Raw genomic sequence first — 13,984 nt, forward strand, 5'->3', positions numbered from 1 at the left:
TAGCACAGAGAAGATGAAAAAATGAAAGTAAGGTGAAATGATGCAACAAATTGAATGGGATGACTTTCTAAAAGTTGAATTGCGAGTTGGAAAAATTATATCCGCAGAAGTTTTTAGCAAAGCACGCAAACCTGCTTATATTCTACATGTTGATTTTGGGTCTGAGCTTGGCATTAAAAAGTCTAGTGCTCAAATTACAGATTTATATTCAGTTGAAGATTTGATTGGAAAACTGGTGGTTGCAGTGGTCAATTTCCCCAAAAAACAAATTGGTTCGATCCAGTCAGAATGTTTAGTCACGGGTTTTCATAATGTCGATGGGCATGTAGCACTTTGTATGCCTGATGCTGATGTACCGTTGGGCACAAAGTTATTATAAGTTATAAAAAAACCTCTCTTAGAGAGGTTTTTGAGTTTATCGTCTAGATTTAAAACTGACATCGACTTTACGTGGACGATAAATCCATCCCACAATTAATAAAAGCAATGACAAAATTAAAATCGGCCAATCACTTAAACGAGTATATAAAGTTTCACCTTGCATCGCAGGTAAATCACCACGTAACACCGCTTTTTGATCGATTGGAGCTTGTTTCACAATATGTCCATTATGATCAATAAAAGCAGTTACGCCAGTATTGGTGGCACGAATAAACCAACGCCCATTTTCTTTGGCACGCATTTGTACCATTTGTAAATGTTGTTGTGGGCCTGCTGTACCTGTAAACCAAGCATCATTTGAGACTGTCACTAAAAAGTCACTGTTTTCTGCATTACGGCGAGTCAGATTCGGATAGGCAACTTCATAACAAACCGCTGCTGCGAGTTTATGGTCTTTGATCTTAAATGGTTTTTGATCACTTTCACCACGAGAAAAACCACTCATTGAAGGGTCATTTTGCAAAGCAGGTAGCACCCAACTGAGTAAACCTGACAGTGGAATGTATTCCCCAAATGGTACTAAGCGTTGCTTTTTATACAAACCTGAAGAATCTGCACCCGATGCCATCATACTGTTGTAATACATCGGCTGACCGACTTGCTTTGACTCTTTTAAATCCCAGTATGGAATGCCTGTAACCCATGCTGAACCCGTTTGTTTGGCTCTTTGATCCATCATGTTTAAGAAATCAGGGATATCACTTTGAAACAGTGGAATCGAAGATTCGGGCCAAACAATCAGATCACGTCCCCATTCATTTCGGGTAAGGTCAACATAAATCTGTAAAGTTTTAATTTGATATTCTGTTAGCCATTTTAAATCTTGTGGAATATTGCCTTGAATCAGTGAAACACTAAGAGGCTTTTCAGCTTTTGGTTGTACGAAATTCAGGAATGAAGCACCCCACGCACCAAGCAATAACAAGGCAGAAGGAATAATCCAAATCAGTTTGCGATGTAAAACCTCAACTAAAGCACAGGCTAAAATGATCACCACAAAAGACACAGCAAACACACCAAACAACGGTGCATAACTGTCTAAGAAGCGTTCAGTAAAAGCATAACCTGCAAACAACCACGGAAAGCCTGTGAAAACCCAAGTTTTCGCCCATTCAAATGCCACCCAAAGCGGTGCAAAGGTCAAAGGTGTTTCTGGGAAAAAACGTCGATACAACCATGTTTGTACTGCGGTAAATAAACCCATCACCAAAGCCATGATCGCAATCATTAAGACGCTTAAAACAGCGTTGGTGTCTCCATAGGTATGGATTGAGGTATAGAGCCAAAATGCGCCAACAAACCATAAACCAAAACCGTAACTCCAACCCAAAAACAAAGCTTGTTTTGGATTACGTCCTTTTAAGCAGGCATAGAGTAAAGCAGGTGATAAAATTGCCAACCACCACCAATGAAAAGGTGCGAGTGCAAAACTAAATACCGCACCTGAGATGAGGCTAATTAAAAACGGAATAATAAAAGGAAGTTGCTTTTGTTGTTCTGATGGTTTTAGCAATTTGTCAAAATAGGCTCTCATTTACGTACAGCTCGAATCAGATGAATAGTGCGGGCATCTGCTTCAATAATGGTAAATTGCCAAGCATCAAGTTCAATCACTTGACCTTGTAAATCACTCACCAAGCCAATTTCTTGAAGCAATAGACCGCCCATAGTTTCTACTTCATCGTCAGAAAAATCAGCATCTAAAACATTGTTAAAGTGTTCGATTGGTGTAAGCGCTTGTACAATCCATGCATTGGCTGTGTTATGTGACGGATCAGGAAGGATAAATTGCGCTTCTTCATCGACATTGTCGTGTTCGTCTTCAATTTCGCCTACGATTTCTTCTAAAATATCTTCTAAGGTGACCAAACCTGCGGTTGAACCATATTCATCAATCACAATCGCAATATGCGTTTGGGTATTTTTTAACATACGTAGCACTTGGTCAGAACGTGCGCTTTCAGGTACAAACAAAGGCTGACGCATAATGCTATGCACATCGACTTTAGTGGTGCGATCAGTTAAGTAAGGCAATAAATCTTTGGCAAGCAAAATACCCACCACATTTTCAGGTTGATCTGCTGAAAATACAGGAAAACGAGAATGCGCAGATTCAATCAAAACATGCAAAATATCGAGCAACTGATCATCTTCTTGCAAGCTGATCATTGCAGTACGTGGGGTCATAACTTCACGAATTTTTGTTGCAGGAAGGTCTAAAACGCCTTCTAACATGGCAACAGTATCGGGTTCTAAAAAACGACGTGAATCTTGTACTAGTTTTAGCAGTTCATCGCGTGTTTCGGGTGCAGTGCCTAACCATTTGCGTAAGCCACGCATTCCCCACGACGTGCCTGATTCCTCGTGCATGATCTTTCCTAAAGACTCTAAATATCAAATAATCGAATTTTTATCATACCTTAGAAAATACAGATGTCTATCGAATAAATGCATTGATTCCATGAAACAATGCGTCATTTTGTAGAGAAATTACAGCGCTTATTCATAAATTGAGTTTGTGTTAAAATTCAATGACTATTTTTCTGATTTTGAGAATAAACATGTCTGAACAGTTGCCTATACCGAGCATTCAACTGAATACACGTGGTTTGCGTTGTCCTGAGCCTGTGATGATGTTACATCAAGCTATTCGTAAATCTAAATCAGGCGATGTGGTTGAAGTTTTTGCAACGGATAATTCAACTTCTTGGGATATTCCAAAGTTTTGTATGCACTTAGGACATGAATTACTCTTGCAAGAAGAAAAACTCGATGAAAATGGTAATAAAGAGTTTCATTATTTGGTACAAAAAGGTTAAAAGCAGCTTTGAAATTTTAAAGTTGTTAAATCTAACATTCATTTCAATAAAAATACGCATATCACATGCACCGAATGAGAAAAAGAACAGCTTTATTATTTACTTTAATGACTTTGAGCGTCCTGCAATCTGTCTGGGCGAAACCGTGCGCGCTTCCAATGCAACAAATTGAAGTGGCGGGTATTCGACTGGCACAACCTATTTCTGAGTTTCAAAAGCAACATCCGACAGCAAGTGTCGAGGTATTAGGTGATGACCATGAGCGTTTTGAGTTTAAAAATGGGGTAGATGAGCTTGTCAAAAAAGCAGGCGTGACTTCTTTTGGACACATTGCTTTTGATGATAAAAAGCAGATCATTAGCTCATTTAGTGCTAGTTTTTTAGATGGTCCTTTGGCAACTTATGAAACAGATCTAGAGCGATTTAAGCAAAATATTTTAAAGCATTCCAATGTGCCGAAAGTGGGATGGAAAGCCAAAGACAATGCTTATCTATATAGTTGTCAAGATTATGTAATTAATATTATTCAAGATCATGGCGCAGTAAAATCAGCAGTAGGACCTATAGTCATGGTATTTAGCAAATATTCAGATATTTGGGAAAGTGTTCAGAAATAAAAAATACCCCGATTGTATCGAGGTATTTTATCTAACTGGTATTAATCAGCTATCCAAATTACATATTTGGATACTCATTACATATTCGGGTAATTCGGACCACCACCACCCTCAGGCGTTACCCAAGTGATATTTTGTGAAGGATCTTTAATATCACACGTCTTACAGTGGACACAGTTTGCTGCGTTGATTTGGAAACGCTTAGAGCCGTCATCATTTTCCATGATTTCATAAACCCCAGCAGGGCAGTAGCGCTGAGCTGGCTCGTCCCACTTTGGTAAGTTTACATTTACAGGAATTGTTGGATCAATCAGCTTCAAATGTGCAGGTTGATTTTCTTCATGTACAGTATTCGATACAAATACCGAAGACAAACGATCAAATGTCAACTTACCATCTGGTTTTGGATAGTTTGGTTTGAATGTCGACGCATCTACAGTTTTTAAGGCACTGAAGTCAGGCACTAAATCATGTAATGTGAATGGTACTTTAAAGATATTTTGATCAATAAAGTTAAATGCGCCACCCATCCATAAACCGAATTTGTGCATTGCTGGGCCAAAGTTACGTGAACGATATAACTCTTCTTTTAACCAGCTATTGTCAAATTTTTCAGTATAAGCAGTAAGTTCTTTAATAAAGAAGTCTTCGCCTTCAACCACACGTGCGTAGCCAACTTCACCACCTTTGGCAACACCTGCTTGAATCGCTTCAAATACAGCCTCACCACACAGCATGCCTGATTTCATCGCCGTGTGAGAGCCTTTGATTTTAGCAAAGTTCAAGAAACCTGCATCATCACCAATTAAGCAACCGCCTGGGAACGTCAATTTAGGCAGAGAGTTTAAACCACCTTTTACAACAGCACGTGCGCCATAAGAAATACGCTTACCACCTTCAAGGTATTGCTTGATTAGTGGATGAGTTTTCCAACGCTGCATTTCCATAAATGGATACATGTGTGGGTTGGTATAAGATAAATCAGTGATCATTCCCAAAGTCACTTGGTTATTTTCAGCGTGATATAACCACCAGCCACCTGTAGAACCTGTTTCAGACAACGGCCAACCTGAACCATGCATCACCAAACCTGGTTTATGTTTTGTAGGATCGATTTCCCAAAGTTCTTTGATACCGATCCCATAATGTTGTGGGTCAGCATTTTTATCAAGGTCGTATTTTGCAATCAGACGTTTACCTAAATGACCACGGCAACCTTCTGCAAATAATGTATATTTGGCATGCAATTCATAACCTGGAGTAAAGTTGTGTGTTGGCTCACCATCTTTACCAATACCCATATCACCTGTTTGGATGCCTTTTACTGAACCATCTTCATGATAAAGTACTTCAGACGCTGCAAAGCCTGGGAAAATAGAGACTTCTAATTCTTCAGCCTTTGTGCCTAACCAACGCACCACATTTCCGAGAGAAATCACATAATTTCCATCGTTATGCATGGTTTTAGGTACCATCCAATGCGGTGCTTCTTGTGATTTTTCTGCAGACATTAAGAAATAAGTTTTGTCTTCAGTCACAGGCACATTTAAAGGTGCACCTTCTTCTTTCCAATTTGGGAAAAGTTCATTGATTGCACGAGGTTCAAGTACAGCACCAGATAAGATATGCGCACCAACTTCAGAGCCTTTTTCAACCACACAGACGGAAAGGTCTGGAAGGTTGTTCTCAATTGCTAATTGACGAATTTTAATCGCAGCAGAAAGACCCGCAGGACCTGCGCCTACGATCACTACGTCAAACTCCATCGATTCACGTTCGATGTGTTCCATGTAGGACTCCTCATATGTCTAAAGGTGGCAACCGTAGTCATTTCATTATTACAATAAAAAAATCGGTGCTGCCATGAGTGTTCTTAATTACGCGGTACAATTCTGTTATCGTACCTTTTATAATGTTGCGCTAGTATAGGGATAAACCTTGATCTAGCCAATTGGCTGAGTCGTATTATTTTTTGGTCAGCAAGGCATAAACCATGGTAAATCAAAATAATTCAACATCAGAGGTGAATAAATCACTAGATTCTGATGATAAAAACTTAATGGACATAGCACAATACCTAAAAGCTGTACAGTTGGGTCACAAAAGGTCAATCCCACCTTTGCAGAAGTGGCAGCCAAAGCATTGTGGCAAAATGGATTTGTGTGTAAAAGCCAACGGTGAATGGTGGCACGAAGGTCAATTGATTCGTCGGCAAGCCTTACTAGACCTGTTTAGTAGTGTGCTTTGGAAAGAAAGTGGAAAATTCTACTTAAAAACACCTGTGGAACAAATCGAAATTGAGGTTGAGGATGAGCCTTTATTTGTCAACAATGTTGAACAAGTTGAGATTGAAAATAAAAAGTATTTACAACTGACCACAACCAATCAAGATGTGATCATTGTTGATGCAGCGCATCCTATTTTTATGCGAGAGTTTCAGGGTGAAGCACGACCTTATGTGCATGTACGCTTTGGCATAAATGCCTTGATTCAACGCGCTGCATTTTTTCATTTAATTGAATATGGTGAATTGCTTGAAAATGCGCAAGGCGACACGATTTTATCGTTAACAAGTGGTGATTTGCACTTGCAATTAGGCACTTGAGGTTTAAGCTTTATAGCTTGATATTTTGACTCATACAAATAGTGGATAAGATGAGCGCCATTCTCCCTTTATATCCTTTAGAAAATCCTATGCCAAAAGCATCTGCAGATGCGCCAATTGGTATTTTTGATTCTGGCATAGGTGGATTGTCCGTGGCGCAGGAGATTGCCAACTATTTACCCAATGAGCGTATTTTATATTATGCCGATACTGCGCATGTGCCTTATGGCGCACGAGATGATCAAAATATCCGTGAATTAACTGCACAGGCGATTGAATGGTTGTATCGACAAGGCTGCAAAATTGCAGTAGTTGCATGTAATACCGCATCTGCATTTAGCTTGGATTTTTTGCGTGAGCATTATGGTGAGAACTTCCCAATTGTGGGGTTGGTACCTGCCTTAAAGCCAGCCGTGTTGCAAACCCAGTCTAAAGTGGTGGCCGTACTTGCCACACCTGCCACTTTTCGGGGTAAATTAATTAAGGATGTGGTATTGCGTTTTGCAGAACCTTCGGGTGTAGATGTGATGCCTGTCACTTGTTTAGAACTGGTTCCTTTTGTGGAAGCAGGATTGCAAAACAGTGAACAATGTAAAACAGCATTAAAAAATGTTTTAGATCCGATATTGGCTAAGCATGCAGACTACTTGGTATTAGGTTGTACACATTATCCTTTTTTAAAAAATACCATCCAAAATCTTTATGGAGATCAGTTGACTTTAGTGGATTCAGGGCTTGCGGTTGCTCGGCAAACTGCACGAATTTTAATTAAGAATGAATTGTTATCAGAATTATCATTACAAAATAAAACACAACTGAGCTGTTATGTCAGTGGTCATAATGCGGATACTTTAACGCCAGTCCTAAAACATTTAATTCAAGAAAAAATTTCATGGTCAATTTGTGACGTTATTGATAAACTGCAATAGTGAGTCCAACATATGAAATTAAGACAGCTTTAATTTTATCTATATTTATAAGTGTGGGGCATATAACTTCGTGATCTGTTTGGGGCGGATCAATATTTAAGCTATATGAGAAGGATGGGTTAACCTATGCTCGACAAACGTTATCAGGTGTTTATTACCACGTCTGGCAAAGACATGCAGCCAGAACGCATGATTGTTTCACAAACGCTGATCGGAATGGGGTTCTTTTCGTGGGGTTTGGAACAGCGTACGCCTTTGAGTACGGCTTTTGCTCGTCGTCAAATCGATGATTGTGATTATGTTTTATTACTTTTAGGTAGCCAGTACGGGGAACAATCGGTATCTGGTGTGAGTTATATGCATTTAGAATATATCTATGCAGTCACTAAACAAAAACCAGTCATCGTATTTTTGCATGAAGCACCTGAGTTGCGTGATGAAGCTTTACAAGAGTCCCGTGCAGAATTAAAAGAAAAATTTTACGAGTTCCGCAACCAACTACAAAGAGAAGTGGAACAAGTGGTCACTTATCGAACATTGCGGGATTTAGAGCTGAGTGTACGTTCTTATATGCCACAAATGCTAGAACGTTATCCTGTGGTTGGGTGGGTGCGTCCACAAAATATTCAAGTATTACAGGATGAGATTGATCGCTTAAAAACCCAATTGGCACAAGCTAAAAATACGCAAGAACGTAAAGAAGTCGACCCATTCCTAACTTTGCCGAAGGTTTCTATTCACGATGTATTTAATTTTGATTATCGTGTGCATGCCTATCAGGATGGTAATTTTAAGGAAATGAATCCAATTCGTGAAATGACATGGATCGAGATTTTAAAAGTTTTATCGGTTGAATTTAGAAATACTACACCAGAAGACAGCTTTTCTAAGGTACTGAATGAATATTTAAATAAATCTGGTTTGGCAGATGTGCAAGTGCCTATGCCTAGAGCACATGCCGTTGCCAGAGCGCAGATCAATATTCGTGCCTTACACACCATTAAGCAACAAATGCGCCAAAATGATTGGATCGCGCCAGTTGGACGAGATGATCGACAGCGTATGCTGTGGCAAATTACCAGCAAAGGCTTAAGATTATTAGAAGGCTCACAAATGATTGGTAAGCATTCATCTATTTTTTAAATGAATGTTTTTTATTGATCTGTTAAAAAAATGGCTTAAGTTCTGATACATTGACTGGATAGATTGATTTAATAAGGTTAAATAAAATCATGCTTTCTAGAACCAAGGTGTTAGTGATTGTTGCCAATTTAGGAACGCCTGATGAACCTTCTGAAGTTGCTGTACGACGCTTTCTAAAGCAGTTTTTATCTGATGGGCGTGTGATTGAAATTCCCAAATTTATTTGGCAAATCATTTTACATGCTTTTGTTTTGCCTTTTCGTCCTAAAAGAGTGGCACATGCTTATGTGCAAGTGTGGATGACAGACTCGCCTATGCGAGAAATTTTATTGCAGCAAACGGCACTTTTAGAACAACGCTTGCTTGCGCAAAATCCTCATTTAGACTTGCATGTCGTCCCTGCGATGACGTATGGTAATCCTGGGATTAGCCAAGTATTACAAGATGCAGCAGCACAAAAATATGATCAAATCATTTTATTGCCATTATTCCCACAATATTCAGCGACCTCAACCGCACCGCTTTATGATGCTGTGGCTAAATGGGTGCTGACACAGCGAAATTTGCCAGCTTTAACCATCATTCGTGATTATTATCAGCATCCTTTGTATATTCAAGCTTTGGCGGACAGTGTTCGCAAATTTCAACAAACGCATGGTACGCCTGAAAAACTATTGATGTCTTTTCATGGTATTCCGCAGCCTTATGCGGATAAAGGTGATCCTTATGCTGAACGTAGTCAGATTACTGCACAAAAGCTGGCACAAGCTTTAAACTTAAGCGATGATCAGTGGCAAATCAGTTTCCAGTCTCGTTTTGGTAAACAAGAATGGGTAAAACCTTATACAGATCAAGTATTACAAGATTGGGCTGCACAAGGTGTAAAGTCGGTACAGGTTATGAGTCCAGCTTTTTCTGCGGATTGTTTAGAAACTTTAGAAGAATTAGCATTACAAAATGCTGAACTATTTTTGCAAGCAGGCGGGGAGCAATATCAATATATCCCAGCATTAAATAATGATGCCTTGCATATTGATTTATTAGCCCAATTATTACAGGCAAACTTAGAGCCTTTGAAGACAACCTTTAGCACATTTGAGCCAAATTGAGGAAAGAATATGTTGCAAGTTAAAATTGTACCCGTCACCGCATTTGCTCAAAATTGTTCAATCGTTTGGGACAGCGAAAGTAAAGAAGCGGTACTGATTGATGCAGGTGGTGAACCTGAAAAACTTAAACAAGAAGTCGAAAGCTTAGGTTTAACAGTCAAAGCTTTGTGGTTGACGCATGGACATTTAGATCATGCAGGTGCAGTCGGTGCATTGGTTAAAGCGTGGAATGTTCCTGTCATTGGGCCGCACAAAGAAGATGCTTTTTGGTTAGATATGATCCAAGAAGTTTCGGCACGTTATGGTTTTCCCATTCCAGAAGCGGTACATGTTGATCAATGGCTAGAAGGTGGTGAGCTTCTTAAGCTGGGTGAAGAGGAATTTGAGGTACGTTTTGCACCCGGACATACCCCCGGACATGTGATGTTTTATAATGCTAAATATGGCGTGTTATGGACGGGTGATGTGTTGTTCAAAGGTTCAATCGGACGTACTGACTTTCCTAAAGGAAATCATCAGCAACTGCTAGATTCGATTCAAAGAGAATGTTTTAGTTTACCTGATGAAACTCAGTTTATTTCAGGACATGGGCCAATGAGTACTATTGGTTTTGAAAAACAACATAATCCATTTGTTGCAGGTCAGGCAGGCTGATAATAGGTGATTTAAAGTTGTTTTAATGGTTAGGTTGTTAAAAGAAATCTTATTTACATCGGTGAGTAAGATTTTTTTGAGCGTTTTAGTCAAAAGGGTTTGAAAATCTTTTACGTATTTCTAAGCCAACTAAAAGTGTCGCAATAATAAAAAGTAATGCGATAGCAAAGAACAGACCGTCAGCTGCATAAATGCCTAAGCCAATAAAAAATAAGCCAAAAACACTCAGAATAATAAAACTAATTTTTAATATAAGAAGCATAATTTTTCTCAATTACGACAAGTGAAGTGTAATAAGATAAGAATAATTTATAAGAGTATTGTGTACTTATAATACAAACTGTTTACGTCGGGTTTGTTATATTGTAATAAAATATTACTTAGTGCTATAAGTCTTCTGCTTGAGGAGCATCTTCTGTCGGTAATTTATAATCTTCACTTGCCCAAGCACCGAGATCAATTAATTTACAACGTTCAGAGCAAAAAGGGCGGAATTCATTGTCATCCCAAGTCGTTGGCTGACCACAACGAGGGCATGGAAAGGTACGTGGCATGGATTCAATCCTCATTTTGCAAAGTGAAATAGGCAAAGTGCATAAGACTTGGTAGACTTGTGCCGTTTTTTACTAGTTTGATCTGATTATGCCGATTCGTCAATTTCAAGCACAGCGTATGCATGCGCCACGTGATTTTCAATCTATTGAAAATAGTCCAATTTGTGTCGAAATTGGTGCAGGTAAAGGCAAGCATGCCTTACTTTTTTCTGGTCAAAATCCACAACTCAAATTGGTCGCTGTAGAAAGAACACGTGAAAAGTTTTTAGCCATGCAAAAACAGCATCAACTTGAAGGGCAAGATAATTTAACACCGATTCATGCGGATGCGTTACCTTGGGTGGTACACGCTTTGTATCCGCAGCAAGTGCAACAATTTTTTATTTTATATCCAAATCCTGAGCCACATAATCCAGCACAACGCTGGTTGAATATGCCATTTTTTGAATTTTTAATTTCTCGTTTACAAACCCACGGCACGATTACTTTAGCCAGTAATATTCCTGAATATATTGTAGAAGCAGAACAGCAATTACAAAAAGTCTGGAATTTACCGTATGAGAAACAAGTGATTGCATCTGATTCAGCACGGACTCATTTTGAGATTAAATATTTAGAACGTGGAGAGTTGTGCCAGCAGTTGGTTATCTCTAAACCTGAAAACTATGCAACACGTTTTGATGGTTTTCAACCTTTACAAGGTCAAAATACTCAAGTGACTGAGCCTGAAAATGTCAAGTAAGCGTATTGCCATTGTTGGGGCTGGACCTGCAGGGTTAATGGCTGCGGAAGTATTGAGTGCATTTGATTATGAGGTGCATGTGTATGAGCAAAAACCTTCAGCAGCACGCAAATTTTTAATGGCAGGAAAAACAGGGCTGAATATTTCCCATGCTGAACCAGTTACACAGTTTGTGCAACGCTATGATCAAGTTGCGTGGCTCAGTCCATGGATCAAACAATGGGATGCAACTTGGATTCGACAGTGGATGCAAGGTTTAGGAATTGAATCTTATGTCGGCAGTTCAGGGCGAATTTTTCCTAATGAGATGAAAGCTGCGCCTTTATTACGCGCTTGGTTGAAACGTTTAATTGAAAATAAAATACAATTCCATTATCGGCATCAAATTTTAGATTTAAAACATCACAGATTAACCATTCAAAATCTCAAATCTGAGCAAATTTATACGCAAGATTTTGATGCGATTATTTTAGCCTGTGGCGCAGTGTCTTGGTCACAGCTAGGCAGTGATGGGGCGTGGCAAAAATGGTTTGATCAAGCGCAAATAGAAGCTTTTCAAGCCAGCAATGCAGGCGTTGAAAAAGCATGGTCTAAGTTTATGCAGCCTGTTTTTGGACAGCCATTGAAACGTGTTGATGCTTGGGTAGCGGGGCAAGCCAAAACACAAGGTGATATTGTCATCACACACTATGGTTTGGAAAGTGGTCTGATTTATAAACAAGGACGAGCGTTAAGACAGCAGCTTAAGCAACACCAAAATATGAGTTTATATTTAGACTTGTTACCTGATTTAACCATGTCTCAGTTAGTACAAAAATTACAACCAGCAAAGAAGCAGTCAACTGCCAATATTTGGCGTAAAGCAGGTTTAGATACTGCAAAGTCCAATTTAATTCGTGAAATTGTAGATAAATCCTTATGGCATCAACCAGAAGAGTTAGCCTATCAAATTAAACACTTAAAAGTTGAACTGACAGGATTTCGTCCCATTGAAGAAGCGATTAGTTGTGCTGGCGGTATAAAACAAAATGCCTTGAATGAACAATTACAATTGAAATCTAATCCGCATGTATTTTGTTGTGGGGAAATGTTGGACTGGGATGCGCCAACGGGAGGCTATTTACTGACAGCATGTTTTGCTACAGGACGTGCTGCAGCAGTAGGGACACATCATTATCTTCAGAATGAAAATTACAATTGAATAAGCTTAAATTTCGATGAAGTGATTTTGTTTGTGTTAATTTGACAACATTCCAAACCAGAGATAAAAACCATGTCCGTAGAAAAAATATATACAGGAAGTTGTTTATGCGGTGGTATTCGTTATGAAATTCATGGCGAAATTGGTGAAATTATTCAATGTCATTGTCGTCGTTGTCGTAAAGCAAATGGTACCGCTTTCGCCACCAATGCACCTATTCAAAAAACAGATTTTAAAATCGTTCAGGGTGAACATTTACTTAAAAAATTTGCATCAACCCCTACTACGCAGCGTTGTTTTTGTAGTGAATGCGCTTCACCGATTATTAGTATTAAAGCAGAAACACCAGATACTTATCGTTTAAGAATCGGCACCTTAGATACGCCACTTCAACAAAAACCAACGATGCATATTTTCACAGCCTATAAAGCAGAGTGGGACAATATTTGTGATGATTTACCGCAGTTTGATGAACGTCCATGAGTTGTAAGTGTTTGGAATAATGTCATTTTAAAGAATTATACAACCATAAATAGTATTGAAAAAATTAGCTGAATTTGCGTAGATAAGACTTGTCTTTTACCAGATTAAAAGACAAGTCTTTTGTTGGGTGAGTGCTTCAATCCCTAAAACCTCCACCCAACAACCCAACAGTGGTAACATCCATGTCGCCTGTATAGGTGGTAAAATATGTATGAAATAATTTTGCTAAAGCTTTATTTACTTTTGACTTAATTAAATTAGGCTATTAGTTAGCAGATATATTGAGTAGGTCAATGCTATTTTGCTGTTAAAGCTGTGCCTTCAAACTTAATGCCATCCCAGCCATGTTGCATAAATTGGCGAATGTTTTGATGATCAGTAGCTTCGGGTGTAGCCAGTACAGACGCATAGTGTTCGGCAAATAAACTTAAGGTTTGTTGTTGATCTAAATCATTGAGCTTGGCAAATGAAAAAACTTTAGCACTGCCTTGATTTTCAGTCGCTGCATTGTACTGTTGACCATTTTGAAATGCAGTCGGAGTGTGCTGGTAACGTGCTTCAATAAATGCAATTACATCGGCAAATTTTGCTTCACCTGTTTGAAGCTGTGCTAAAAGTTGTTGCGTCATAGCTTAGGTTCCAAGTTATATTCAGAATAGACGTTGCCAAATCATAACTAAAAATAAG

The 13,984-nt window shown here is 38.9% G+C and carries 17 protein-coding genes; 11 read left to right on the forward strand and 6 right to left on the reverse strand.

The annotated features are described in order from the left end of the window. Positions 1-40 precede the first annotated feature (40 nt). Positions 41-379, forward strand: a complete 339-nt coding sequence (locus HUS24_RS12350) for a tRNA-binding protein (protein WP_173912569.1) — start codon at positions 41-43, stop codon at positions 377-379. A 36-nt stretch (positions 380-415) separates the two neighbouring features. On the opposite strand, the gene lnt is transcribed toward HUS24_RS12350, so the two are convergent. Together lnt and HUS24_RS12360 are read right to left on the reverse strand one after the other, a co-directional pair. Then, a complete protein-coding gene (lnt, locus tag HUS24_RS12355; protein WP_173912275.1) occupies positions 416-1,975 on the reverse strand; it encodes an apolipoprotein N-acyltransferase in 1,560 nt (519 codons plus the stop codon). Continuing rightward, positions 1,972-2,811: an HlyC/CorC family transporter gene (locus HUS24_RS12360; RefSeq protein ID WP_217424355.1), complete on the reverse strand. Its 840-nt coding sequence runs from the start codon at positions 2,809-2,811 to the stop codon at positions 1,972-1,974. Before HUS24_RS12360 ends, lnt begins: the two co-directional genes overlap by 4 nt. Positions 2,812-3,002: 191 nt before the next feature. Here HUS24_RS12360 and tusA point away from each other — a divergent pair, with 191 nt between their 5' ends. Then, positions 3,003-3,260, forward strand: coding sequence for a sulfurtransferase TusA (tusA, locus tag HUS24_RS12365; protein ID WP_173912276.1), 258 nt, complete (start codon positions 3,003-3,005; stop codon positions 3,258-3,260). Between the two features lie 158 nt (positions 3,261-3,418). Next, positions 3,419-3,877 (forward strand): hypothetical protein, encoded by a 459-nt coding sequence (locus HUS24_RS12370; protein ID WP_254433856.1) that lies wholly within the window; start codon positions 3,419-3,421, stop codon positions 3,875-3,877. Positions 3,878-3,954: 77 nt separating this feature from the next. Here the strand turns inward: HUS24_RS12370 and HUS24_RS12375 are convergent, their stop codons facing one another. Next, on the reverse strand, positions 3,955-5,667 hold the full coding sequence (locus tag HUS24_RS12375) for an electron transfer flavoprotein-ubiquinone oxidoreductase (protein ID WP_173912277.1): 1,713 nt from the start codon (positions 5,665-5,667) through the stop codon (positions 3,955-3,957). Between the two features lie 203 nt (positions 5,668-5,870). Here HUS24_RS12375 and HUS24_RS12380 point away from each other — a divergent pair, with 203 nt between their 5' ends. From HUS24_RS12380 to HUS24_RS12400, 5 genes are all read left to right on the forward strand, one after another. After that, complete coding sequence (locus tag HUS24_RS12380; RefSeq protein ID WP_173912278.1) at positions 5,871-6,482, forward strand: DUF1285 domain-containing protein; 612 nt, start codon at positions 5,871-5,873, stop codon at positions 6,480-6,482. A gap of 50 nt (positions 6,483-6,532) precedes the next feature. Then, positions 6,533-7,411 (forward strand): glutamate racemase, encoded by an 879-nt coding sequence (gene murI, locus HUS24_RS12385; protein WP_173912279.1) that lies wholly within the window; start codon positions 6,533-6,535, stop codon positions 7,409-7,411. Between the two features lie 126 nt (positions 7,412-7,537). After that, a complete protein-coding gene (locus HUS24_RS12390; RefSeq protein ID WP_173912280.1) occupies positions 7,538-8,554 on the forward strand; it encodes a DUF4062 domain-containing protein in 1,017 nt (338 codons plus the stop codon). Between the two features lie 89 nt (positions 8,555-8,643). Then, positions 8,644-9,663, forward strand: a complete 1,020-nt coding sequence (hemH, locus tag HUS24_RS12395) for a ferrochelatase (protein WP_173912281.1) — start codon at positions 8,644-8,646, stop codon at positions 9,661-9,663. A gap of 9 nt (positions 9,664-9,672) precedes the next feature. Continuing rightward, positions 9,673-10,317 carry an MBL fold metallo-hydrolase gene (locus HUS24_RS12400; RefSeq protein WP_173912282.1) on the forward strand — a complete coding sequence of 215 codons (645 nt, stop codon included), beginning with the start codon at positions 9,673-9,675 and terminating at the stop codon, positions 10,315-10,317. A gap of 85 nt (positions 10,318-10,402) precedes the next feature. Here the strand turns inward: HUS24_RS12400 and HUS24_RS12405 are convergent, their stop codons facing one another. Next, positions 10,403-10,579 carry a hypothetical protein gene (locus tag HUS24_RS12405; protein ID WP_173912283.1) on the reverse strand — a complete coding sequence of 59 codons (177 nt, stop codon included), beginning with the start codon at positions 10,577-10,579 and terminating at the stop codon, positions 10,403-10,405. 124 nt (positions 10,580-10,703) lie between these two features. Beyond that, the gene (locus tag HUS24_RS12410) at positions 10,704-10,871 is read right to left on the reverse strand and encodes a DNA gyrase inhibitor YacG (protein ID WP_173912284.1); all 168 of its coding nucleotides are present in this window, start codon (positions 10,869-10,871) and stop codon (positions 10,704-10,706) included. 82 nt (positions 10,872-10,953) lie between these two features. On the opposite strand from HUS24_RS12410, the gene HUS24_RS12415 reads away from it, so the two are divergent. The 3 genes from HUS24_RS12415 to HUS24_RS12425 all read left to right on the forward strand — a co-directional run bounded on the left by HUS24_RS12415 (position 10,954) and on the right by HUS24_RS12425 (position 13,297). After that, positions 10,954-11,613 (forward strand): SAM-dependent methyltransferase, encoded by a 660-nt coding sequence (locus HUS24_RS12415; protein ID WP_173912572.1) that lies wholly within the window; start codon positions 10,954-10,956, stop codon positions 11,611-11,613. Continuing rightward, the gene (locus HUS24_RS12420) at positions 11,603-12,814 is read left to right on the forward strand and encodes a TIGR03862 family flavoprotein (RefSeq protein WP_173912285.1); all 1,212 of its coding nucleotides are present in this window, start codon (positions 11,603-11,605) and stop codon (positions 12,812-12,814) included. The genes HUS24_RS12415 and HUS24_RS12420 overlap by 11 nt, the downstream gene beginning before the upstream one ends. 72 nt (positions 12,815-12,886) lie before the next feature. Beyond that, positions 12,887-13,297, forward strand: a complete 411-nt coding sequence (locus HUS24_RS12425; protein WP_173912286.1) for a GFA family protein — start codon at positions 12,887-12,889, stop codon at positions 13,295-13,297. Between the two features lie 296 nt (positions 13,298-13,593). Here the strand turns inward: HUS24_RS12425 and HUS24_RS12430 are convergent, their stop codons facing one another. Next, positions 13,594-13,926, reverse strand: coding sequence for a HopJ type III effector protein (locus HUS24_RS12430; RefSeq protein WP_173912287.1), 333 nt, complete (start codon positions 13,924-13,926; stop codon positions 13,594-13,596). Positions 13,927-13,984 lie beyond the last annotated feature (58 nt).

The organism is Acinetobacter sp. Marseille-Q1618, from assembly GCF_902809855.1.
Taxonomy (GTDB): Bacteria; Pseudomonadota; Gammaproteobacteria; order Pseudomonadales; family Moraxellaceae; genus Acinetobacter.

What these genes read in the sequence shown, in the direction of transcription:
- HUS24_RS12350 (WP_173912569.1), top strand. Translation starts at nt 41, where the DNA reads ATGCAACAAATTGAATGGGATGACTTTCTAAAAGTTGAATTGCGAGTT.
- lnt (WP_173912275.1), bottom strand. Translation starts at nt 1,975, where the DNA reads ATGAGAGCCTATTTTGACAAATTGCTAAAACCATCAGAACAACAAAAG.
- HUS24_RS12360 (WP_217424355.1), bottom strand. Translation starts at nt 2,811, where the DNA reads ATGCACGAGGAATCAGGCACGTCGTGGGGAATGCGTGGCTTACGCAAA.
- tusA (WP_173912276.1), top strand. Translation starts at nt 3,003, where the DNA reads ATGTCTGAACAGTTGCCTATACCGAGCATTCAACTGAATACACGTGGT.
- HUS24_RS12370 (WP_254433856.1), top strand. Translation starts at nt 3,419, where the DNA reads ATGCAACAAATTGAAGTGGCGGGTATTCGACTGGCACAACCTATTTCT.
- HUS24_RS12375 (WP_173912277.1), bottom strand. Translation starts at nt 5,667, where the DNA reads ATGGAACACATCGAACGTGAATCGATGGAGTTTGACGTAGTGATCGTA.
- HUS24_RS12380 (WP_173912278.1), top strand. Translation starts at nt 5,871, where the DNA reads ATGGTAAATCAAAATAATTCAACATCAGAGGTGAATAAATCACTAGAT.
- murI (WP_173912279.1), top strand. Translation starts at nt 6,533, where the DNA reads ATGAGCGCCATTCTCCCTTTATATCCTTTAGAAAATCCTATGCCAAAA.
- HUS24_RS12390 (WP_173912280.1), top strand. Translation starts at nt 7,538, where the DNA reads ATGCTCGACAAACGTTATCAGGTGTTTATTACCACGTCTGGCAAAGAC.
- hemH (WP_173912281.1), top strand. Translation starts at nt 8,644, where the DNA reads ATGCTTTCTAGAACCAAGGTGTTAGTGATTGTTGCCAATTTAGGAACG.
- HUS24_RS12400 (WP_173912282.1), top strand. Translation starts at nt 9,673, where the DNA reads ATGTTGCAAGTTAAAATTGTACCCGTCACCGCATTTGCTCAAAATTGT.
- HUS24_RS12405 (WP_173912283.1), bottom strand. Translation starts at nt 10,579, where the DNA reads ATGCTTCTTATATTAAAAATTAGTTTTATTATTCTGAGTGTTTTTGGC.
- HUS24_RS12410 (WP_173912284.1), bottom strand. Translation starts at nt 10,871, where the DNA reads ATGCCACGTACCTTTCCATGCCCTCGTTGTGGTCAGCCAACGACTTGG.
- HUS24_RS12420 (WP_173912285.1), top strand. Translation starts at nt 11,603, where the DNA reads ATGTCAAGTAAGCGTATTGCCATTGTTGGGGCTGGACCTGCAGGGTTA.
- HUS24_RS12425 (WP_173912286.1), top strand. Translation starts at nt 12,887, where the DNA reads ATGTCCGTAGAAAAAATATATACAGGAAGTTGTTTATGCGGTGGTATT.
- HUS24_RS12430 (WP_173912287.1), bottom strand. Translation starts at nt 13,926, where the DNA reads ATGACGCAACAACTTTTAGCACAGCTTCAAACAGGTGAAGCAAAATTT.